Source organism: Streptomyces sp. NPDC046831 (genome assembly GCF_040645305.1).
Taxonomy (GTDB): Bacteria; Actinomycetota; Actinomycetes; order Streptomycetales; family Streptomycetaceae; genus Streptomyces.
This window is the reverse complement of sequence record NZ_JBEYXZ010000031.1, coordinates 13,819-31,946: the sequence shown is the minus strand read 5'-3', so window position 1 is coordinate 31,946 and position 18,128 is coordinate 13,819. Positions and strand designations below refer to the sequence as shown.

Sequence of the window (18,128 nt, the reverse complement as noted above, 5' to 3'; positions counted from 1 at the left end):
GCTTCTGCAGTCCACCGCTGACTTGCACGAGTTCAACCGAGTCGATCGAAACCGAGCCCAGTCGGCTCCCTGCGTGCTTCTGTCGAAGCGGGATCCTGTTCTAGAATTCAACTTCTACTGGACCGCAGATGCTCCCAATGTCCAGGAAGTTGCAGAAGGCGGTCAATCACTTCTCAGAATCGTGGAACCTCGCAGGATCGAAGCCACCTACGAGACAGTCGTCGGCACCGATGGGGCGCTGTCGACCGGGCCTTGTAAGACCGGGAGTGGTGAATACTTCACCCTCACGATGCATCTGCCGCAGGTAAAGCTCATGGATCGCAGTCACCGCAAGGGCATTGAGGCGTTCATGCGCTCCTACTTCCCCGCCACTGTCCAGACACTGAGGTGCGGGCAGGCGTCCAGGGCCTGACCTATGAAGGTCACTGCGGGGGCAACGGCGGTCCCGGCGTGCGTCGTCGCGGACTCGTGTCGGCCGATTCAACGCGCCGTTCCACTGGGTGCTTCTCGGCCAGGCGATCCGCAGCGGGGGAGTCGTGGCGCTGGGTGTGGAACTGAGTAGGAGTGCTCATGTGGCTGACGGCGGGCGGGAGTTGGGTAGGGGTGGGGTACGGCCGGGCTGGTTCGGGCGGACCGGCCGATTCGTGACGCTGAGGGGCGCCCCGAGTCGGGACTGTCACCGGGCGTAGCTAGAGTTGTCGGTGAGTTTGCTTTGGCTGACTACACGGGGGAGGACGTTGTGTTGCCGAGCGACGCTGGGGCGGCCGCGCAGCCGTCGTCGTTGTTCTCCAACCTGCTCACAGGAACGCTCGACGCGGTCAAGGCCGCCGCTGATGTCGCCACCGAGCTGTCGTCGTTCACGAAGTTCCAGAAGCGGGTGGACGACCTGATCCGGGACCTCAAGGGGTCCGAGGCCGGCCCGGGCAAGGTCGGACACGCCCAGCTCGCGCGTCGGCAGTTCGGCGGCGGGGACGGAGCCTGGTCGGAGGCGACCGGCCTGCACACGGCGTACGAGACGGTGATCAGTGAGCTGGAGACGCTGTCGAAGCTGCTGTCCGACTCCATAGAGGGCATGGGCATCGCGGTGATGGCCTCGCACAAGGGCTACGAGAACGTCGACGTGGACGTCCGCAACCGCATGGCGGCGATCAGCGCCGAGACGACCGAGCACTACGGCGGGGCGTACAACCCCTCGCTGCCGAAGACGCAGGAGCACGCGGGGCAGGCCGCGGCGCAGCCCGAACAGCCCGCGGCTCCGCCGGCGGGCGACACGGGAGGCTCGATCTGATGGCGAGGGGGGAGTCCTGATGGCGGGCAAGGGAGCCGGCGGCGGAACGCCGTTCGAGAGCATGAGCCACGAGCAGATGCTGGCGTGGCTCGACCAGGCGAGCTCCGGCGAGGTGCAGGCCGCCGCCGACCGCCTGACCGCGGCGGCCAAGGAGATCCGCAAGATCGCGGATGAGCTCAAGGTCCGTCCGCAGTGGGTGGAGTGGAAGGGCGAGGGCGCGGACGCGTTCCGTACGTGGGCCGCCGACCTCGCCAACTCCACGCTGCGGCTGGGCGACTTCAGCGACGACGCCGCGAAGTGGCTCGGGCAGGCCTCCGGCGCCATCGCCACGGCCCAGGCGTCGATCCCGCGGGACACGAAGGGCGCGCAGGCGAACCTGGACGCGGCGCGCGCCGCGCACAACGACCCGGACGCGGCGGCGATCAGCGCCAAGTCGCGCAGCGAGCTGGCGGCCCTGGCGGCGGACCGGGAGAAGGTCCGCCAGGAGGCGGCGGCCCAGATGCGAAAGCTGGCGCAGTCGTACTCGCTGTCCGCGACGCAGATGAACCAACTGGAGAGACCGAAGTTCCCGCCCCCGCCGGAGGCCATCCGGCCGCCTGAAACAATGGACCTCCGCGAGGACATCCGTGATTTCGGTCCCCAGGACAGCGGTGTTGCGCATGCTTCGCCACCATCGGGAACGGCCTCCCGCACCATGGCGCGCGAAGCCGTGACAGCGCCCTCGCACGTCACCGAGGTGCGTCCGACTGAGGTGCGCTCCCACGGCACGGACCTCCCGGCGAGCCCCGCTCCGACGCCTCCCGGTCAGCCGGTTCACACGGGCGTGGACTCCGTGCAGATGCCTCAGGCGCCGCATGCGCCCGTCTCTCCGGCCACCGGCCCACCGGGCCCTGCTCGACCCGACGCAGTGCCTCCGTCGCAACCGGGCGTCGTCCCTCCGATGTTCTCGGGGAACTCGCGAGTTCCCGCCGGTCCGGTGGCCACGGGCCGGTCGACGACCCCCGCCGGGCCTGTAGCGCGACGCACGGGCCCCATGGGCCCTGTGACAGGCCGGACCGTGCCTACGGTGCCGGGCCCGGGCGGCACCGGCCCCGTTGCGACAGGACGGGCCGTGGGAGCGGGCCGGACCCCCGTTGTGCCTGGTCAGGGATCGACTGCCGGAGCCACCGGCCGAGGGCCCAGCGGCAACGGGATCGTCGGCGGACGCCCGGCCTCTCCCACTCCGGGACGGCCGAACGGGTCCGTTCCCCGGGGAACAGTGGTGGGCACCGAGACCCCGGCCGCGCGGGGCGCCCTGGGTCGTTCGCCGGCAGACAGAGGAACGACGTCACCAGCTGCCGGCCGAACGGGTGGGAGCCTCGGCGGCCATGCCCCCGCTGGGGGAGTCGTCGGCGGGAATCCGCAGCGAGCGGCCGGTTCGGTGGCTCGCCCGGCAGCGCCCGGAAACACCACGGGGGCCGTGAACTCCGGAGCCCCGACGCGCGGCGGTGTCAGCGGTGGCACACCGGACGCCAAGGGCTCGAGGGACAGTCGTCCGGCGGCTGAGCGTTCCTCGACGCCTACGACCCCCGCAAGCCGTACGCAGGCTGCGGAGCGCTCCCCGTCGCGAACCGGACAACAGGGGAACGGACGGGGGCGCGGTCGTGGGTCTCGCCCCACCACCGACTGACTGCTGAGAGGCGGAGTGGAGCTCATGCTCATCGGTAAGCGCCGGCCCGGTCGCCGCAAAGCCGCAGCAGCGGTGGTGCTGGGTCTGCTGATGGCGGGCGCTGTGGACGCGCCTGCGCGTGCGGAGGGCATGCGCGCGCAGCAGTGGTTCCTCGACGCCATGAAGGCCGAGCAGATGTGGCGGACCAGCACCGGCAAGGGCGTCACGGTCGCTGTGATCGACACCGGGGTGGACCCGGACATCCCCGATCTGAAGGGCCAAGTCCTGCAGGGCAGGGATTTTGCCGAGAGGCAGCCGGGAGATGAGCACACCGATCACGGAGGCCATGGAACCGGAATGGCCGCCCTCATCGCCGGGACGGGGGCAGCCAATGGCGGAAACGGCGCCTTCGGCCTGGCACCGGGTACGGAGATCCTGCCCATCCGGATGCCGCAGGCTGAATCGGCGGCCAATGAGGCAGAGGCCGTCAAGCAGTTCAATGAGCTGCTGCCGCAGGCGATTCGATATGCGGTGGACGCGGGCGCGAAGGTGATCAACATCTCGCTGGGGCAGGAGGAAGGTTCGCCGGAGCTGACCGCTTCGGTGAAGTACGCCCTGGACAAGGGAGCCTTGATATTCGCTGCTGTCGGGAACAAGGCCGAAAAGGGGAATCCTCTCGAATACCCCGCTTCGACTCCTGGTGTCGTCGGGGTCGCGGCCGTGGGGAAGAACCTCCGCAGAAGCTCGTTCTCGCAGTTCGGACCCAACGTCGACATCGCCGCACCGGGGGAGGACATGGTCGCCGCCTGTACGGGCAAGACCGGCTTCTGCCAGAGTGGCGGCACCAGCGACGCCACCGCCATCGCCTCCGCCAGTGCCGCTCTGATCTGGGCCGCGCATCCGGACTGGACCAACAACCAGGTCCTGCGCGTCATGCTCAACACGATCGGCGGGCCCACGAACGGCGCGAAGCGCAACGACTCCATCGGCTACGGCATCGTCCGGCCGCGCATCGCCCTGCGGGACCCGGGTGACCCGGGACCGGCCGACGTCTACCCCCTGCCCGACCTCGCCGCCGCCGCGTCGTCCTCTCCGTCGGAGAGCGCCCCCGCCGCGCACGGAGCCGGCGGTGCGGCGAAGGGGGGCGAGGCGGCGGCCGCCGGTTCGTCGTCCGAGGGGGACGGCAACAGCATGCTGTGGGTCGGACTGGGCGCCGGTGCCGTCCTGGTCCTGGGCGGGGGCGGCGCGGCCTACGCCGTGAGCAGACGGCGGCGTTCGCCCGTATAGCCGCAGGTCCGCCGAGCGTCGATCCACCGGCACCGGCGGCCGGGGTCCGGTCCGCCTCCTGTCCGGGGCCCGGCGCCGCGGGCGTCGGACGTCGATTCACCGGGCGTCGGACGTCGATGCACCGCGCGTCGGACGTCGATCCACCGGGCGTCGGACGTCGATGCACCGGGCGTCGCATCGAGCCGCCGGCGTCGCACGCCGGCCCACCCCGCGTCGAACGCCCACCCACCCGCGTCGGACGCCCGAGCAGCCCTTCCCCGCACCCGCTCTTCTCCGTAGGCTCACCCGAGCACACGCTCGCAGAGATCGAACGGCCAGGGGGAGGCCCGTATGCGGCAGCACAGGTCCACGCCGCCGGCCGTCGGACTCGGCGCCGCCGCGCTGCTGAGCGCGGCGGTGGCGCTGGCCGCCGCGATCGTGCGGCACCCCTTCGACGCACCGCCCCACGACGCCGGCGCGCAGCGGTGGGACGTGCTCGTGCCGCTCGCCCTCGCGGCCGTGCTGGCCTGCGGCTGGGTGGCCGCCGTGAAGGCCGCTCCGGTCTACGACACGCTGCCCGCCGTGGCCGCCCGCACGGGGATACCCGCCAGGCTCGGCCCGCTGCGGCGGGACTGGGGGCGGATCGCGGCCACCTACCTCGTGGTCTGGGCCCCGTACGCCGTCGCCCGCAGCGCCTACGGCACCGGTGGCTCGCGCCTCGGCGTCGCGCTGTGCGCGGTCACCTTCGTCTACGGGCTGGTCCCTTCCCTCTATGGCATCGGCCTCCTGACCAGGCAGCTCGAAGCCCCGCACCGGCTGTTGCGCAAGGACGCGGCGGCGGGACGCGTACACGCCCTGCGCGTACGGGTCGGTACGCCGGTGAGGCAGGACTACCGCACCCCCGCCAGGAAGGGCACGGGCAAGGTCGACACCCACACCACGTACGCGATCGACCTCGTGCCCGACACCGGCCCCGCCGGGCGCGTGCGGTTCGGGCCGATGCAGGGTGCCAACTTCCGTATTCCGAACGGGGAGCGGCACCTCGCCCACGCCGCCGCCCGGCTCGGGGGGCACACGGGTTGGCTGTGCTGGCCGGCCCTGTGGAAGGAGATCGCGGCCACCGACAGGCGACGCACCGTGCCGGCCGCGCTGGTCACCGACAGTGGACACGTCGTGTGGGGCGAGACCTACGAGGAGGACTGGGGGCCCTGGCTGCGCGGCGGAAACGTGCCGCTGCAGGCCACCGAGGCCGCGGCGCGGGCCCGTCCGCTCGCGCGACCCTCCCGTTACACGCCGGGCGTGCACTCCCGCACGCTGGTGCTCCTGCTGGCCGCGGCCCTCGTCGCCGCCCCGGCCCTGCTGGGTGTCGGCCCCAGAATCGTCGCCGTACTGCTCGGCGCGGTCGCCGAGGGCCTGATCGTCTTCACGTCCGTCCGGCTCGCCTGGCCGGACACCAGCCGCGCGATCATGCGCCCGGACCTGTGGAAACTGCGTACGGAGTCACACCCCTCCCTGCGTTGAGAGGCCACCACCCCGCGGCTCGAACCGGTCCCGGGGCGACGGCGGGGGAGCGGGCAGGCCGGGCTCGAACCGGTCCCGGCGCGACGGCGGGGGAGCGGGCAGGCCGGGCTCGAACCGGTCCCGGGGCGACGGCGGAGGAGCGGGCAGGCCGGGCTCGGGCGGGACGTGCCGTGCCTGCCTGGGAAACCGGCGGGTGCCTCGGTCATGCTGCTGGCATCGTGTTCACACCCGGAGGACACTGGGGAATCGGCCGTTCCCGGAGGACCGGGCCGTGGGTTGAGGACCGGCTTCCGGAGCGGCCCCGTCCTGCGCCCGGCGAAGGCGCCGAGCGCCCATCACCGGTCTCGTGCCGGTGGCAGCAGTGCCAGAAGGGGACCCATGACGACGACCCGACCCGACGCCCAGAGCCGGCTCGACACCCTGCGCGCCGAGATCGAGCGCCGCAATCCCGCCCAGCCCGAGTTCCACCAGGCCGTGCACGAGGTGCTGGACACGCTGGCGCCGGTGCTCGCGACGCGGCCGGAGTACGCGGAGCCGGGGCTCGTCGAGCGGCTGTGCGAGCCGGAGCGGCAGATCATCTTCCGGGTGCCGTGGCAGGACGACCGGGGCCGGGTGCACGTGAACCGGGGCTTCCGGGTGGAGTTCAACAGCGCGCTGGGTCCGTACAAGGGGGGTCTGCGTTTCCACCCGTCGGTGAACCTGGGCATCGTGAAGTTCCTCGGCTTCGAGCAGGTCTTCAAGAACGCGTTGACCGGGCTCGGCATCGGCGGCGGCAAGGGCGGCAGCGATTTCGACCCGCGCGGACGCAGCGACGCGGAGGTCATGCGGTTCTGCCAGTCGTTCATGACGGAGCTGCACCGGCACATCGGTGAGCACACCGACGTCCCGGCCGGCGACATCGGTGTGGGCGGCCGCGAGATCGGCTACCTGTTCGGCCAGTACCGGCGGATCACCAACCGCTGGGAGGCCGGCGTCCTCACCGGCAAGGGCTCGCTGTGGGGCGGTTCCCTGATCCGGCCGGAGGCGACCGGGTACGGCAGCGTGCTGTTCGCGGAGGCGATGCTGCGTGAGCGCGGTGAGGAGCTGGAGGGGCAGACGGCGGTCGTCTCCGGTTCCGGGAACGTGGCGATCTACACGATCGAGAAGCTGCTGGACCTCGGCGCGAACCCGTTGACCTGCTCGGACTCCAGCGGATACGTGGTCGACGACAAGGGCATCGACCTGGAGCTGCTCCAGCTGGTCAAGGAGGTCGAGCGCGGCCGGATCGGTGAGTACGCCGAGCGGCGGGGGGCCTCGGCCCGGTTCGTGCCCGGCGGCCGGGTCTGGGAGGTGCCGGCCGATGTGGCCCTGCCGTCCGCCACGCAGAACGAGCTGGACGAGGACGACGCGGCCGCCCTCGTCCGCAACGGGGTGAAGGCCGTGGCCGAGGGCGCGAACATGCCGACGACGCCGGCGGCCGTGCAGCTGTTCCGGCAGGCGGGGGTGGCCTTCGGCCCGGGCAAGGCGGCGAACGCGGGCGGGGTCGCCGTCAGCGCCCTGGAGATGGCGCAGAACGCCTCGCGCACCGCGTGGCCGGCCGCCCGCGTCGAGGAGGAGCTGGCGCGGATCATGACGGACATCCACGCCACGTGCAGCGAGACCGCCGACCGCTACGGCGCACCCGGCGACTACGTGACCGGCGCGAACATCGCCGGCTTCGAGCGTGTCGCCGACGCGATGCTGGCTCAGGGCGTCATCTGAGCCGTGGCACTCCCGGTCCGCTGCCGCCGCCGGCCAGGGCAGAGCGCAGGCAGCGGACCGGCCGGTGACCAGGGGGCGGGCAACCACGTAGTCAACGGTGGCCGGTCCGGGGCACGGGTTCGTGGCGGGCCGTGAGTGCGGACCGACCGGCATCGCCGGAGCGCACGTTCGGGGAACACGCGCGCACCCGGTTTGACCTACGTCACTCCCGGGGTAATCTCATCGGCTCGATTGGCCAGCCACCCGGCCGGTGTGGCAGACTGTCCGAGTTGCTCGGTCGAGCGTTGATGCTGCGCGCCTCCCGCCGGGAGGACCGGAAGCGAGTCCCACAGTACTCGTCGTCCTAACTGCCTCACGGCAGCGCTGGGGCGGACGTACGGGAATCTTCCGGGAAGCGTGGGCGCGGCGCCGGCCAGGCACCCGGTGGGTCGCGCGTCAGCACGTCGGACGCTGCACCTCCGGCCGCGGTTCCGGTAGGGCCGTGTGCAATCCCGCAGGGATGTTCGATCAAGGGACATCTGTGTCAGCGGGAGCGCGACACGCCCGACCGCGTGGGTCGGAGGAACGCAGAGATCACCGGGTTCCGGAGCGTATAGAGAGACAGGACTACGAAGTAGCCATGGCGGGACAGAAGATCCGCATCCGGCTCAAGGCCTACGACCACGAGGTCATCGACTCCTCGGCGAAGAAGATCGTCGAGACGGTGACGCGTACTGGTGCGTCGGTCGCGGGCCCGGTGCCGCTGCCCACTGAGAAGAACGTGTACTGCGTCATCAAGTCGCCGCACAAGTACAAGGACTCGCGCGAGCACTTCGAGATGCGCACGCACAAGCGCCTGATCGACATCCTCGACCCCACTCCCAAGACCGTTGACTCTCTGATGCGACTCGACCTCCCGGCCGGTGTCGACATCGAGATCAAGCTCTGAGGCGCGGTGATCTGAGAGATGGCTAAGCAGATCAAGGGCATCCTGGGCGAGAAGCTCGGCATGACGCAGGTGTGGGACGAGAACAACCGTGTCGTCCCGGTCACCGTCGTCAAGGCCGGACCCAACGTCGTCACCCAGGTCCGTACGAACGACGTCGACGGCTACGAGTCCGTCCAGATCGCCTTCGGCGAGATCGACCCGCGCAAGGTGAACAAGCCCCTCAAGGGCCACTTCGCGAAGGCCGACGTCACCCCCCGTCGTCACCTCGTCGAGATCCGCACCGCGGACGCCGCCGAGTACACCCTCGGCCAGGAAGTCACCGCCGAGGTGTTCGAGGCCGGCGTGAAGGTCGACGTGACCGGCAAGAGCAAGGGCAAGGGCTTCGCCGGTGTCATGAAGCGCCACAACTTCCGTGGTCTCGGCGCCGGTCACGGCACCCAGCGCAAGCACCGCTCGCCCGGTTCCATCGGTGGCTGCGCCACCCCGGGCCGTGTGTTCAAGGGCCTCCGCATGGCGGGTCGCATGGGCAACGAGCGGGTCACCACCCAGAACCTGACCGTCCACGCCGTTGACGCGGAGAAGGGTCTGCTGCTCATCAAGGGCGCGGTTCCCGGTCCGAACGGCGGCCTCGTCCTGGTCCGCACCGCGGCCAAGGGGGCCTGAGGTAACCGATGAGCACTGTTGACATCCTTTCGCCGGCGGGCGACAAGGCCGGTTCCGTCGAGCTCCCCGCGGAGATCTTCGGCGTTGAGAAGGTCAGCATCCCGCTGATCCACCAGGTCGTCGTCGCGCAGCTGGCCGCGGCCCGTCAGGGCACGCACAAGACCAAGACCCGTGGCGAGGTCCGCGGCGGTGGCAAGAAGCCGTACCGCCAGAAGGGCACCGGTCGCGCCCGTCAGGGCTCGACCCGCGCGCCGCAGTTCGCCGGTGGTGGCGTCGTGCACGGTCCCGTGCCGCGCGACTACTCGCAGCGGACCCCGAAGAAGATGAAGGCCGCGGCCCTGCGCCACGCCCTCACCGACCGGGCCCGCCACGACCGCATCCACGTCGTCTCCGGCGTGGTCGAGGGCGACGTCTCCACCAAGGCCGCCAAGAGCCTGTTCGGCAAGATCAGCGAGCGCAAGAACCTGCTGCTCGTCGCCGAGCGCTCGGACGAGGCCGCGTGGCTGTCCGCCCGCAACCTGCCCCAGGTCCACATCCTGGAGCCGGGCCAGCTGAACACGTACGACGTTCTCGTCTCGGACGACGTGGTCTTCACCAAGGCCGCTTTCGAGTCCTTCGTCGCCGGCCCGAACACGGCCAACGACACCGAAGGGAGCGAGGCCTGATGGCTACGCGTCACCCCTCCATCGCCTCGAAGGCCGCCAAGGCCGCCAAGGCCGCGCGCGTCGCCAAGGCGCGCCGCCACGCCACCGAGGGCAAGAACACCGTCGAGACCCCGCTGAGCAAGTCGTACACGGACCCCCGTGACGTCCTGATCAAGCCGGTCGTCTCGGAGAAGAGCTACGCGCTCCTCGACGAGAACAAGTACACGTTCATCGTGGACACGAACGCCAACAAGACCCAGATCAAGCAGGCCGTCCAGGCGGTCTTCGAGGTCAAGGTCACCGGGGTCAACACGATCAACCGCCAGGGCAAGCGCAAGCGGACCCGCACCGGTTTCGGCCAGCGCGCCGCCACCAAGCGCGCGATCGTGACCCTCGCAGAGGGCGACCGTATCGACATCTTCGGCGGTCCGACCGCCTGACGGCGGTCCGGAACGTCCAGATAATCGGAACTTTCCGAGGACTGAGAGACAATGGGTATCCGCAAGTACAAGCCGACGACTCCTGGCCGTCGTGGCGCCAGCGTCGCCGACTTCGTCGAGGTCACGCGGTCCACGCCGGAGAAGTCGCTGGTCCGTCCCCTGCACAGCAAGGGCGGCCGTAACAATTCCGGTCGTGTGACCGTGCGCCACCAGGGTGGCGGACACAAGCGCGCCTACCGCGTGATCGACTTCCGTCGTCACGACAAGGACGGCGTGCCGGCGAAGGTCGCGCACATCGAGTACGACCCCAACCGCACCGCGCGCATCGCGCTGCTGCACTACGCCGACGGCGAGAAGCGCTACATCCTCGCGCCGCGCAACCTGCAGCAGGGCGACCGCGTCGAGAACGGTCCCGGGGCCGACATCAAGCCGGGCAACAACCTGGCGCTCCGCAACATCCCGGTGGGTACGACGCTGCACGCGATCGAGCTCCGTCCGGGTGGCGGCGCCAAGTTCGCCCGCTCCGCCGGTGCCTCCGTGCAGCTGCTCGCGAAGGAGGGCTCGATGGCCCACCTCCGCATGCCCTCCGGCGAGATCCGCCTGGTCGACGTGCGCTGCCGCGCCACCGTCGGCGAGGTCGGCAACGCCGAGCAGAGCAACATCAACTGGGGCAAGGCCGGCCGCAAGCGCTGGCTGGGCGTCCGCCCGACCGTTCGCGGTGTGGCGATGAACCCGGTTGACCACCCCCACGGTGGTGGTGAGGGCAAGACCTCGGGTGGCCGCCACCCGGTCAGCCCCTGGGGTCAGAAGGAAGGTCGTACTCGTTCTCCCAAGAAGGCGAGCAACAAGTACATCGTCCGCCGCCGCAAGACGAACAAGAAGCGCTAAGGACGGGTTGAGATGCCTCGTAGCTTGAAGAAGGGGCCTTTCGTCGACGACCACCTCATCAAGAAGGTGGACTCGCAGAACGAAGCCGGCACCAAGAACGTCATCAAGACCTGGTCCCGCCGCTCGATGATCGTCCCGGCGATGCTGGGCCACACGATCGCGGTGCACAACGGCAAGACCCACATCCCGGTGTTTGTCACCGAGTCGATGGTCGGCCACAAGCTCGGCGAGTTCTCGCCGACGCGCACCTTCCGGGGTCACGTCAAGGAAGACCGGAAGTCGAAGCGCCGCTAGTTGGCGGGGTGCAAACGACCAATGACAAACACTGAAGGGACAACCATGGAAGCCAGGGCCCAGGCGCGGTACATCCGCGTCACGCCCATGAAGGCCCGCCGCGTGGTGGACCTCATCCGTGGCATGGCCGCCACGGAGGCTCAGGCGGTCCTGCGTTTCGCCCCGCAGGCCGCGAGCGTGCCGGTCGGCAAGGTGCTGGACAGCGCCATCGCCAACGCCGCGCACAACTACGACCACACCGATGTCGACAGCCTCTTCGTTTCCGAGGCCTACGTCGACGAGGGCCCGACCCTGAAGCGGTTCCGTCCGCGTGCCCAGGGCCGTGCCTACCGGATCCGCAAGCGGACCAGCCACATCACCGTGGTCGTCAGCAGCAAGGAAGGAACCCGGTAATGGGCCAGAAGGTAAACCCGCACGGGTTCCGGCTCGGTATCACCACCGACTTCAAGTCGCGGTGGTACGCCGACAAGCTCTACAAGGACTACGTCAAGGAAGACGTCGCCATCCGCCGGATGATGACGTCCGGCATGGAGCGCGCGGGCATCTCCAAGGTGGAGATCGAGCGCACCCGTGACCGCGTCCGCGTCGACATCCACACCGCGCGTCCGGGCATCGTCATCGGCCGCCGTGGCGCCGAGGCCGACCGCATCCGCGGTGACCTCGAGAAGCTCACGGGCAAGCAGGTCCAGCTGAACATCCTCGAGGTCAAGAACCCCGAGACCGACGCTCAGCTCGTGGCCCAGGCCGTCGCCGAGCAGCTGTCCTCCCGCGTCTCCTTCCGCCGTGCCATGCGCAAGAGCATGCAGTCGGCGATGAAGGCCGGCGCCAAGGGCATCAAGATCCAGTGCGGTGGCCGCCTCGGTGGCGCCGAGATGTCCCGCTCGGAGTTCTACCGCGAGGGCCGTGTGCCCCTGCACACGCTCCGTGCGAACGTGGACTACGGCTTCTTCGAGGCCAAGACGACCTTCGGCCGCATCGGTGTGAAGGTCTGGATCTACAAGGGCGACGTCAAGAACATCGCCGAGGTCCGCGCCGAGAACGCTGCCGCCCGTGCGGGTAACCGCCCGGCCCGCGGTGGCGCCGACCGCCCGGCCCGTGGTGGCCGCGGTGGCGAGCGGCGCGGTCGCAAGCCGCAGCAGCAGTCGGCTCCCGCCGCCGAGGCCCCCAAGGCCGAGGCTCCGGCGGCTGCCGCTCCGGCTGAGAGCACCGGAACGGAGGCCTGACCGAAATGCTGATCCCCCGTAGGGTCAAGCACCGCAAGCAGCACCACCCGAAGCGCAGCGGTATGTCCAAGGGTGGGACGCAGGTTGCGTTCGGCGAGTACGGCATCCAGGCGCTGACCCCGGCCTACGTCACGAACCGCCAGATCGAGGCGGCTCGTATCGCCATGACCCGTCACATCAAGCGTGGCGGCAAGGTCTGGATCAACATCTACCCGGACCGCCCGCTGACCAAGAAGCCGGCCGAGACCCGCATGGGTTCCGGTAAGGGTTCGCCGGAGTGGTGGGTGGCCAACGTCAAGCCCGGACGCGTGATGTTCGAGCTGTCGTACCCCAACGAGAAGATCGCCCGTGAGGCGCTCCTTCGTGCGGCCCACAAGCTGCCGATGAAGTGCCGGATCGTCAAGCGCGAGGCAGGTGAAGCGTGATGTCGGCCGGTACCAAGGCGTCCGAGCTGCGCGAGCTGGGCAACGAGGAGCTTCTGGGTAAGCTCCGCGAGGCCAAGGAAGAGCTGTTCAACCTCCGCTTCCAGGCGGCGACCGGTCAGCTCGAGAACCACGGCCGTCTCAAGGCGGTCCGCAAGGACATCGCGCGGATCTACACCCTGATGCGCGAGCGTGAGCTGGGCATCGAAACGGTGGAGAACGCATGAGCGAGAGCAACGTGACTGAGAACAAGGAAGCGCGCGGCTTCCGCAAGACCCGTGAGGGTCTGGTCGTCAGCGACAAGATGGACAAGACCGTCGTCGTCGCCGTCGAGGACCGCGTCAAGCACGCGCTGTACGGCAAGGTCATCCGCCGTACCAGCAAGCTCAAGGCACACGACGAGCAGAACGCCGCGGGTGTCGGCGACCGCGTCCTCCTGATGGAGACCCGGCCGCTGTCCGCGACCAAGCGCTGGCGCGTCGTCGAGATCCTCGAGAAGGCCAAGTAGGTAATTCGCGCAAGCGAATTCCACCAGATACGCCTGTGGGGCAGACCCCGCAGGTCAGTTCCGCCAGGCTCCGGGGGCCGCTGAGATGCGGCCCCCGGGGAACCGGCAGACGATCAGGAGATAGACGTGATCCAGCAGGAGTCGCGACTGCGTGTCGCCGACAACACTGGTGCGAAGGAAATCCTTTGCATCCGTGTGCTCGGTGGCTCCGGTCGCCGCTACGCGGGTATCGGTGACGTCATCGTCGCCACCGTCAAGGACGCGATCCCCGGTGGCAACGTGAAGAAGGGTGACGTCGTCAAGGCGGTCATCGTTCGCACCGTCAAGGAGCGCCGCCGTCAGGACGGCTCGTACATCCGCTTCGACGAGAACGCCGCCGTCATTCTGAAGAACGACGGCGACCCTCGCGGCACCCGTATCTTCGGCCCGGTGGGCCGTGAGCTGCGCGAGAAGAAGTTCATGAAGATCATCTCCCTCGCGCCGGAGGTGCTGTGAGCATGAAGATCAAGAAGGGCGACCTGGTTCAGGTCATCACCGGCAAGGACAAGGGCAAGCAGGGCAAGGTCATCGCGGCCTTCCCCCGCGAGGACCGCGTCCTGGTCGAGGGTGTCAACCGGGTCAAGAAGCACACCAAGGCCGGTCCGACCGCTGGCGGTTCGCAGGCCGGCGGGATCGTGACCACCGAGGCCCCGATCCACGTGAGCAACGTTCAGCTCGTCGTGGAGAAGGACGGCCAGAAGGTCGTGACCCGCGTCGGTTACCGCTTCGACGACGAGGGCAACAAGATCCGCGTTGCCAAGCGGACGGGTGAGGACATCTGATGGCTACCACCACCACTCCGCGTCTGAAGCAGAAGTACCGGGACGAGATCGCCCCGAAGATGCGTGACGAGTTCAAGTACGAGAACGTCATGCAGATTCCGGGTCTCGTCAAGATCGTGGTCAACATGGGTGTGGGCGACGCCGCCCGCGACTCCAAGCTGATCGAGGGCGCCATCCGCGACCTCACCACGATCACCGGCCAGAAGCCGGCGGTCACCAAGGCCCGCAAGTCCATCGCGCAGTTCAAGCTGCGCGAGGGCCAGCCGATCGGTGCCCACGTCACGCTCCGTGGCGACCGCATGTGGGAGTTCCTGGACCGCACCCTGTCGCTCGCGCTGCCGCGCATCCGCGACTTCCGCGGCCTGTCCCCCAAGCAGTTCGACGGCCGTGGCAACTACACCTTCGGTCTCACGGAGCAGGTCATGTTCCACGAGATCGACCAGGACAAGATCGACCGCGTCCGGGGTATGGACATCACCGTGGTCACCACGGCGACCAACGACGCTGAGGGCCGCGCGCTCCTTCGTCACCTCGGCTTCCCGTTCAAGGAGGCGTGAGCGAGATGGCGAAGAAGGCTCTGATTGCCAAGGCTGCTCGCAAGCCCAAGTTCGGTGTGCGCGCGTACACCCGCTGCCAGCGCTGCGGCCGTCCGCACTCCGTTTTCCGCAAGTTCGGCCTGTGCCGCGTGTGCCTTCGTGAGATGGCTCACCGTGGCGAGCTGCCGGGCGTGACCAAGAGCTCCTGGTAATCCCGGCAGTTCGGGATCCAAGAGTCTCTCGGTAAGCAACTGGGACGGCAGGGAGCCCAGCCCGCATGCCTTAGGCTTGTGGGGTTGGGCACCTGCCGTGCCCGTACGACTTACTACGCCGTAGGTCCACCGCGCCGCACCCGTCCCGTCTCGGATCGGGGAGAGGGATGGCGCACCAGGAAACCCCGGCGAGAGAGGCCGAAGGCCAATTCATGACCATGACTGATCCGATCGCAGACATGCTTACGCGTCTGCGGAACGCGAACTCGGCATACCACGACACCGTGGCGATGCCGCACTCGAAGATCAAGTCGCACATCGCGGAGATCCTCCAGCAGGAGGGCTTCATCACGGGCTGGAAGGTCGAGGACGCCCAGGTGGGCAAGAACCTCGTCCTGGAGCTGAAGTTCGGCCCCAACCGTGAGCGCTCCATCGCGGGCATCAAGCGGATCTCCAAGCCCGGTCTCCGGGTGTACGCGAAGTCCACCAACCTGCCGAAGGTGCTCGGCGGCCTCGGCGTGGCGATCATCTCCACGTCGCACGGGCTCCTCACCGACAAGCAGGCCGGCAAGAAGGGCGTGGGTGGGGAAGTCCTCGCCTACGTCTGGTAACGGAAGGGAACGGAGGAAACAGCTATGTCGCGCATCGGCAAGCTCCCCATCGCGGTTCCCGCCGGCGTGGACGTCACCATCGACGGCCGTACGGTCAAGGTCAAGGGCCCCAAGGGCGAACTGACCCACACCGTCGTGGCGCCGATCGAGATCGTCAAGGGCGAGGACGGCACCCTGCAGGTGACCCGCCCCAACGACGAGCGTCAGAACAAGGCTCTCCACGGCCTGTCCCGCACGCTGGTGGCGAACATGATCACCGGCGTGACCCAGGGTTACGTGAAGAAGCTCGAGATCAGCGGTGTCGGTTACCGCGTGGCCGCCAAGGGCTCGAACCTCGAGTTCGCGCTCGGCTACAGCCACCCGATCACCGTCGAGGCGCCCGAGGGCATCACCTTCAAGGTGGAGACCCCGACCCGCTTCTCGGTCGAGGGCATCGACAAGCAGAAGGTCGGCGAGGTTGCGGCCAACATCCGCAAGCTGCGCAAGCCCGACCCGTACAAGGCCAAGGGCGTCAAGTACGAGGGCGAAGTCATCCGCCGCAAGGTCGGAAAGGCGGGTAAGTAAGCCATGGCATACGGGCAGAAGATCCTCAAGGGCGACGCCTACAAGCGCGCCGCGATCAAGCGCCGTCACCTCCGGATCCGCAAGCGGATCGCCGGTACGGCGGAGCGTCCCCGTCTGGTCGTGACCCGCTCCAACCGTCACATCGTGGCGCAGGTGATCGACGACCTCAAGGGCCACACCCTGGCGTCGGCGTCCACCCTGGACACGTCGATCCGCGGTGGCGAGGGCGACAAGTCCGCGCAGGCCAAGCAGGTCGGCGCCCTGGTCGCCGAGCGTGCCAAGGCCGCCGGTGTCGAGGCCGTCGTGTTCGACCGTGGTGGTAACCAGTACGCCGGGCGCATCGCCGCCCTGGCGGACGCCGCCCGCGAAGCCGGACTCAAGTTCTGAGTCGGTTCCGTAGCTAGCGGAGACAGAGAGAGGTAATTCCAATGGCTGGACCCCAGCGCCGCGGTGGCGGTGCCGGTGGCGGCGAGCGGCGGGACCGGAAGGGCCGTGACGGCGGCGCAGCTGCCGCCGAGAAGACCGCGTACGTTGAGCGCGTCGTCGCGATCAACCGCGTCGCCAAGGTTGTGAAGGGTGGTCGTCGCTTCAGCTTCACCGCGCTGGTCGTGGTGGGCGACGGTGACGGCACCGTGGGTGTCGGATACGGCAAGGCCAAGGAGGTGCCGGCCGCCATCGCCAAGGGTGTGGAGGAGGCCAAGAAGCACTTCTTCAAGGTCCCCCGGATCCAGGGCACCATCCCGCACCCGATCCAGGGTGAGAAGGCTGCCGGCGTCGTGCTGCTCAAGCCCGCGTCGCCCGGTACCGGTGTGATCGCCGGTGGCCCGGTGCGTGCCGTGCTCGAGTGCGCCGGTATCCACGACGTGCTGTCGAAGTCGCTCGGCTCCGACAACGCGATCAACATCGTGCACGCGACCGTGGAGGCCCTGAAGGGCCTGCAGCGTCCCGAGGAGATCGCGGCCCGCCGCGGTCTGCCCCTCGAGGACGTCGCCCCCGCGGCTCTCCTTCGTGCACGTGCCGGGGCGGGTGCGTAATCATGCCGCAGCTCAAGATCACGCAGGTCAAGTCCTACATCGGCAGCAAGCAGAACCACCGCGACACCCTGCGTTCCCTGGGCCTGAAGCGCCTGGGTGACGTGGTCGTCAAGGAGGACCGCCCCGAGTTCCGCGGCATGGTGCACACCGTCCGCCACCTCGTGACGGTCGAGGAGGTCGACTGATCATGGCGGAGCAGAAGCCGCTCAAGATCCACAACCTCCGTCCCGCCCCCGGCGCCAAGACCGCGAAGACCCGTGTCGGTCGTGGTGAGGCGTCGAAGGGTAAGACGGCCGGTCGTGGTACGAAGGGCACGAAGGCCCGTTACCAGGTTCCGGAGAGCTTCGAGGGTGGCCAGATGCCGCTCCACATGCGTCTCCCGAAGCTGAAGGGCTTCAAGAACCCGTTCAAGACCGAGTACCAGGTCGTGAACCTCGACAAGCTGGCCGCGCTCTACCCCGAGGGTGGCGAGGTCACCGTCGAGGGCCTGGTGGCCAAGGGTGCCGTTCGCAAGAACAGCCTCGTCAAGGTCCTCGGCCAGGGCGAGGTCTCCGTGGCGCTGCAGGTGACGGTGGACGCCGTCTCCGGCTCCGCCAAGGAGAAGATCACCGCCGCCGGCGGTACCGTCACCGAGCTCGTCTGATCGTCCCGGACGTCTCGATGACCTGAACGATCCCGACCGGGGATACCCACATATGGGGTATCCCCGGTTGGTCGTTCCAAGGGGGGCGGTGTCGCCGGTAAGGTGGCCTGCACTGTCCTCTCACAGCGGGCGCCGCACCACGGGCACTCCCGGCGGCAGTGAACCGTTGTAAAAGTCGTTGTTCTGTTGGACCTCAAGACCGTCACCCTTGACGCATTGCGCGGGGGTCGCAGG

Annotated in this window: 26 protein-coding genes; all 26 read left to right on the top strand. The window is 68.9% G+C overall.

What is annotated here, in order from left to right; genetic code table 11:
- Positions 1-73: 73 nt before the first annotated feature.
- Complete coding sequence (locus ABZ920_RS23720; protein WP_361508378.1) at positions 74-412, top strand: hypothetical protein; 339 nt, start codon at positions 74-76, stop codon at positions 410-412.
- Positions 413-742: 330 nt separating this feature from the next.
- Positions 743-1,288, top strand: a complete 546-nt coding sequence (locus ABZ920_RS23715; RefSeq protein ID WP_361508375.1) for a hypothetical protein — start codon at positions 743-745, stop codon at positions 1,286-1,288.
- 1,693 nt (positions 1,289-2,981) lie between these two features.
- On the top strand, positions 2,982-4,223 hold the full coding sequence (gene mycP, locus ABZ920_RS23710) for a type VII secretion-associated serine protease mycosin (RefSeq protein WP_361508372.1): 1,242 nt from the start codon (positions 2,982-2,984) through the stop codon (positions 4,221-4,223).
- Positions 4,224-4,553: 330 nt separating this feature from the next.
- Positions 4,554-5,723, top strand: coding sequence for a hypothetical protein (locus tag ABZ920_RS23705; protein WP_361508369.1), 1,170 nt, complete (start codon positions 4,554-4,556; stop codon positions 5,721-5,723).
- Between the two features lie 378 nt (positions 5,724-6,101).
- Entirely contained in the window at positions 6,102-7,463 is a 1,362-nt protein-coding gene (gene gdhA, locus ABZ920_RS23700; protein ID WP_361508367.1) for an NADP-specific glutamate dehydrogenase, read from the top strand.
- Between the two features lie 619 nt (positions 7,464-8,082).
- Positions 8,083-8,391 carry a 30S ribosomal protein S10 gene (gene rpsJ, locus ABZ920_RS23695; RefSeq protein WP_003948644.1) on the top strand — a complete coding sequence of 103 codons (309 nt, stop codon included), beginning with the start codon at positions 8,083-8,085 and terminating at the stop codon, positions 8,389-8,391.
- Between the two features lie 18 nt (positions 8,392-8,409).
- Entirely contained in the window at positions 8,410-9,054 is a 645-nt protein-coding gene (rplC, locus tag ABZ920_RS23690; protein WP_355741581.1) for a 50S ribosomal protein L3, read from the top strand.
- Between the two features lie 8 nt (positions 9,055-9,062).
- Entirely contained in the window at positions 9,063-9,719 is a 657-nt protein-coding gene (rplD, locus tag ABZ920_RS23685) for a 50S ribosomal protein L4 (protein WP_361508363.1), read from the top strand.
- Positions 9,719-10,138: a 50S ribosomal protein L23 gene (rplW, locus tag ABZ920_RS23680; RefSeq protein WP_361508360.1), complete on the top strand. Its 420-nt coding sequence runs from the start codon at positions 9,719-9,721 to the stop codon at positions 10,136-10,138. Before rplD ends, rplW begins: the two co-directional genes overlap by 1 nt.
- Before the next feature lie 51 nt (positions 10,139-10,189).
- Positions 10,190-11,026, top strand: coding sequence for a 50S ribosomal protein L2 (gene rplB, locus ABZ920_RS23675; RefSeq protein WP_361508358.1), 837 nt, complete (start codon positions 10,190-10,192; stop codon positions 11,024-11,026).
- Positions 11,027-11,038: 12 nt separating this feature from the next.
- Positions 11,039-11,320, top strand: a complete 282-nt coding sequence (gene rpsS, locus ABZ920_RS23670) for a 30S ribosomal protein S19 (RefSeq protein ID WP_041665437.1) — start codon at positions 11,039-11,041, stop codon at positions 11,318-11,320.
- Positions 11,321-11,365: 45 nt separating this feature from the next.
- On the top strand, positions 11,366-11,713 hold the full coding sequence (gene rplV / locus ABZ920_RS23665; RefSeq protein WP_361508356.1) for a 50S ribosomal protein L22: 348 nt from the start codon (positions 11,366-11,368) through the stop codon (positions 11,711-11,713).
- Positions 11,713-12,543 carry a 30S ribosomal protein S3 gene (gene rpsC, locus ABZ920_RS23660; protein WP_361508353.1) on the top strand — a complete coding sequence of 277 codons (831 nt, stop codon included), beginning with the start codon at positions 11,713-11,715 and terminating at the stop codon, positions 12,541-12,543. The genes rplV and rpsC overlap by 1 nt, the downstream gene beginning before the upstream one ends.
- Before the next feature lie 5 nt (positions 12,544-12,548).
- Positions 12,549-12,968: a 50S ribosomal protein L16 gene (gene rplP, locus ABZ920_RS23655; protein ID WP_361285559.1), complete on the top strand. Its 420-nt coding sequence runs from the start codon at positions 12,549-12,551 to the stop codon at positions 12,966-12,968.
- A complete protein-coding gene (rpmC, locus tag ABZ920_RS23650; RefSeq protein ID WP_018564811.1) occupies positions 12,968-13,192 on the top strand; it encodes a 50S ribosomal protein L29 in 225 nt (74 codons plus the stop codon). The genes rplP and rpmC overlap by 1 nt, the downstream gene beginning before the upstream one ends.
- Positions 13,189-13,473, top strand: a complete 285-nt coding sequence (gene rpsQ / locus ABZ920_RS23645) for a 30S ribosomal protein S17 (RefSeq protein WP_361508351.1) — start codon at positions 13,189-13,191, stop codon at positions 13,471-13,473. The genes rpmC and rpsQ overlap by 4 nt, the downstream gene beginning before the upstream one ends.
- Positions 13,474-13,599: 126 nt before the next feature.
- Positions 13,600-13,968: a 50S ribosomal protein L14 gene (gene rplN / locus ABZ920_RS23640; protein ID WP_003956455.1), complete on the top strand. Its 369-nt coding sequence runs from the start codon at positions 13,600-13,602 to the stop codon at positions 13,966-13,968.
- Between the two features lie 2 nt (positions 13,969-13,970).
- Positions 13,971-14,294 (top strand): 50S ribosomal protein L24, encoded by a 324-nt coding sequence (gene rplX, locus ABZ920_RS23635; protein ID WP_361508348.1) that lies wholly within the window; start codon positions 13,971-13,973, stop codon positions 14,292-14,294.
- Positions 14,294-14,851, top strand: coding sequence for a 50S ribosomal protein L5 (rplE, locus tag ABZ920_RS23630; protein WP_361508345.1), 558 nt, complete (start codon positions 14,294-14,296; stop codon positions 14,849-14,851). The genes rplX and rplE overlap by 1 nt, the downstream gene beginning before the upstream one ends.
- 5 nt (positions 14,852-14,856) lie before the next feature.
- Positions 14,857-15,042: a type Z 30S ribosomal protein S14 gene (locus tag ABZ920_RS23625; protein ID WP_361508495.1), complete on the top strand. Its 186-nt coding sequence runs from the start codon at positions 14,857-14,859 to the stop codon at positions 15,040-15,042.
- Between the two features lie 212 nt (positions 15,043-15,254).
- Positions 15,255-15,653: a 30S ribosomal protein S8 gene (rpsH, locus tag ABZ920_RS23620; protein WP_276110731.1), complete on the top strand. Its 399-nt coding sequence runs from the start codon at positions 15,255-15,257 to the stop codon at positions 15,651-15,653.
- Between the two features lie 24 nt (positions 15,654-15,677).
- Entirely contained in the window at positions 15,678-16,217 is a 540-nt protein-coding gene (gene rplF / locus ABZ920_RS23615; protein WP_361508341.1) for a 50S ribosomal protein L6, read from the top strand.
- Between the two features lie 3 nt (positions 16,218-16,220).
- Positions 16,221-16,604 carry a 50S ribosomal protein L18 gene (gene rplR / locus ABZ920_RS23610; RefSeq protein WP_361508338.1) on the top strand — a complete coding sequence of 128 codons (384 nt, stop codon included), beginning with the start codon at positions 16,221-16,223 and terminating at the stop codon, positions 16,602-16,604.
- A gap of 41 nt (positions 16,605-16,645) precedes the next feature.
- Positions 16,646-17,251, top strand: a complete 606-nt coding sequence (rpsE, locus tag ABZ920_RS23605) for a 30S ribosomal protein S5 (protein ID WP_009190144.1) — start codon at positions 16,646-16,648, stop codon at positions 17,249-17,251.
- A gap of 2 nt (positions 17,252-17,253) precedes the next feature.
- Positions 17,254-17,436: a 50S ribosomal protein L30 gene (gene rpmD / locus ABZ920_RS23600; RefSeq protein WP_361508336.1), complete on the top strand. Its 183-nt coding sequence runs from the start codon at positions 17,254-17,256 to the stop codon at positions 17,434-17,436.
- A gap of 2 nt (positions 17,437-17,438) precedes the next feature.
- Positions 17,439-17,894 carry a 50S ribosomal protein L15 gene (rplO, locus tag ABZ920_RS23595; RefSeq protein WP_361508333.1) on the top strand — a complete coding sequence of 152 codons (456 nt, stop codon included), beginning with the start codon at positions 17,439-17,441 and terminating at the stop codon, positions 17,892-17,894.
- Positions 17,895-18,128 lie beyond the last annotated feature (234 nt).

Bases quoted from the DNA above. Each gene is read 5' to 3' on its own strand.
- mycP (WP_361508372.1), top strand. From the start codon at position 2,982: ATGCTCATCGGTAAGCGCCGGCCCGGTCGCCGCAAAGCCGCAGCAGCG.
- ABZ920_RS23705 (WP_361508369.1), top strand. From the start codon at position 4,554: ATGCGGCAGCACAGGTCCACGCCGCCGGCCGTCGGACTCGGCGCCGCC.
- gdhA (WP_361508367.1), top strand. From the start codon at position 6,102: ATGACGACGACCCGACCCGACGCCCAGAGCCGGCTCGACACCCTGCGC.
- rpsJ (WP_003948644.1), top strand. From the start codon at position 8,083: ATGGCGGGACAGAAGATCCGCATCCGGCTCAAGGCCTACGACCACGAG.
- rplC (WP_355741581.1), top strand. From the start codon at position 8,410: ATGGCTAAGCAGATCAAGGGCATCCTGGGCGAGAAGCTCGGCATGACG.
- rplD (WP_361508363.1), top strand. From the start codon at position 9,063: ATGAGCACTGTTGACATCCTTTCGCCGGCGGGCGACAAGGCCGGTTCC.
- rplW (WP_361508360.1), top strand. From the start codon at position 9,719: ATGGCTACGCGTCACCCCTCCATCGCCTCGAAGGCCGCCAAGGCCGCC.
- rplB (WP_361508358.1), top strand. From the start codon at position 10,190: ATGGGTATCCGCAAGTACAAGCCGACGACTCCTGGCCGTCGTGGCGCC.
- rpsS (WP_041665437.1), top strand. From the start codon at position 11,039: ATGCCTCGTAGCTTGAAGAAGGGGCCTTTCGTCGACGACCACCTCATC.
- rplV (WP_361508356.1), top strand. From the start codon at position 11,366: ATGGAAGCCAGGGCCCAGGCGCGGTACATCCGCGTCACGCCCATGAAG.
- rpsC (WP_361508353.1), top strand. From the start codon at position 11,713: ATGGGCCAGAAGGTAAACCCGCACGGGTTCCGGCTCGGTATCACCACC.
- rplP (WP_361285559.1), top strand. From the start codon at position 12,549: ATGCTGATCCCCCGTAGGGTCAAGCACCGCAAGCAGCACCACCCGAAG.
- rpmC (WP_018564811.1), top strand. From the start codon at position 12,968: ATGTCGGCCGGTACCAAGGCGTCCGAGCTGCGCGAGCTGGGCAACGAG.
- rpsQ (WP_361508351.1), top strand. From the start codon at position 13,189: ATGAGCGAGAGCAACGTGACTGAGAACAAGGAAGCGCGCGGCTTCCGC.
- rplX (WP_361508348.1), top strand. From the start codon at position 13,971: ATGAAGATCAAGAAGGGCGACCTGGTTCAGGTCATCACCGGCAAGGAC.
- rplE (WP_361508345.1), top strand. From the start codon at position 14,294: ATGGCTACCACCACCACTCCGCGTCTGAAGCAGAAGTACCGGGACGAG.
- ABZ920_RS23625 (WP_361508495.1), top strand. From the start codon at position 14,857: ATGGCGAAGAAGGCTCTGATTGCCAAGGCTGCTCGCAAGCCCAAGTTC.
- rpsH (WP_276110731.1), top strand. From the start codon at position 15,255: ATGACCATGACTGATCCGATCGCAGACATGCTTACGCGTCTGCGGAAC.
- rplF (WP_361508341.1), top strand. From the start codon at position 15,678: ATGTCGCGCATCGGCAAGCTCCCCATCGCGGTTCCCGCCGGCGTGGAC.
- rplR (WP_361508338.1), top strand. From the start codon at position 16,221: ATGGCATACGGGCAGAAGATCCTCAAGGGCGACGCCTACAAGCGCGCC.
- rpsE (WP_009190144.1), top strand. From the start codon at position 16,646: ATGGCTGGACCCCAGCGCCGCGGTGGCGGTGCCGGTGGCGGCGAGCGG.
- rpmD (WP_361508336.1), top strand. From the start codon at position 17,254: ATGCCGCAGCTCAAGATCACGCAGGTCAAGTCCTACATCGGCAGCAAG.
- rplO (WP_361508333.1), top strand. From the start codon at position 17,439: ATGGCGGAGCAGAAGCCGCTCAAGATCCACAACCTCCGTCCCGCCCCC.